The organism is Catenulispora rubra (assembly GCF_015356825.1).
Lineage (GTDB): Bacteria > Actinomycetota > Actinomycetes > Streptomycetales > Catenulisporaceae > Catenulispora > Catenulispora rubra.
Genome location: NZ_JAACYW010000726.1, coordinates 1 through 516, shown reverse-complemented (window position 1 = coordinate 516; position 516 = coordinate 1). Strand labels below are relative to the sequence as shown.

General features: G+C 59.7%; 2 rRNA genes. Both read right to left on the bottom strand.

Annotated features, from left to right (window positions below):
• Nucleotides 1–78: ribosomal RNA gene (locus tag GWK61_RS55160) — 23S ribosomal RNA — on the bottom strand; the annotation flags it as partial.
• A 325-nt stretch (nt 79–403) separates the two neighbouring features.
• A 16S ribosomal RNA gene (locus GWK61_RS55155) occupies nt 404–516 on the bottom strand; the annotation flags it as partial.

Below are 516 nucleotides of genomic sequence, written 5' to 3'. Positions count from 1 at the left end.
AGGCCTTTCGCGGTCTACCACGTCCTTCATCGGCTCCTGGTGCCAAGGCATCCACCGTGCGCCCTTAAAAACTTGGCCACAAAGATGCTCGCATCCACTGTTCAGATCTCAAACACCCACCGGCTCATCTCCCCCGCTTCGGAACCACCGGCCGTCGCAGCGCGACGCGGTATGGAACCCAGAGAAGATCCGGTACTGAAGAAGACAACCTTTCGGCTGTTTCCTCAGGACCCAACAGTGTGCCGAACCAGAACAGGCTCACCTCGTGAGAGGCGAGCCGATTAAGTCTTCGATGTTCCACCCTTGAGCGCCGGCGTCCAGACATACGCTGGAACCAACCGGACGACCCTGCACTGAAACCACACACCCTGTGGTGCGTGCTCCGCAGTGAGAGGCTCCTTAGAAAGGAGGTGATCCAGCCGCACCTTCCGGTACGGCTACCTTGTTACGACTTCGTCCCAATCGCCGGTCCCACCTTCGACGGCTCCCTCCACAAGGGTTAGGCCACCGGCTTCG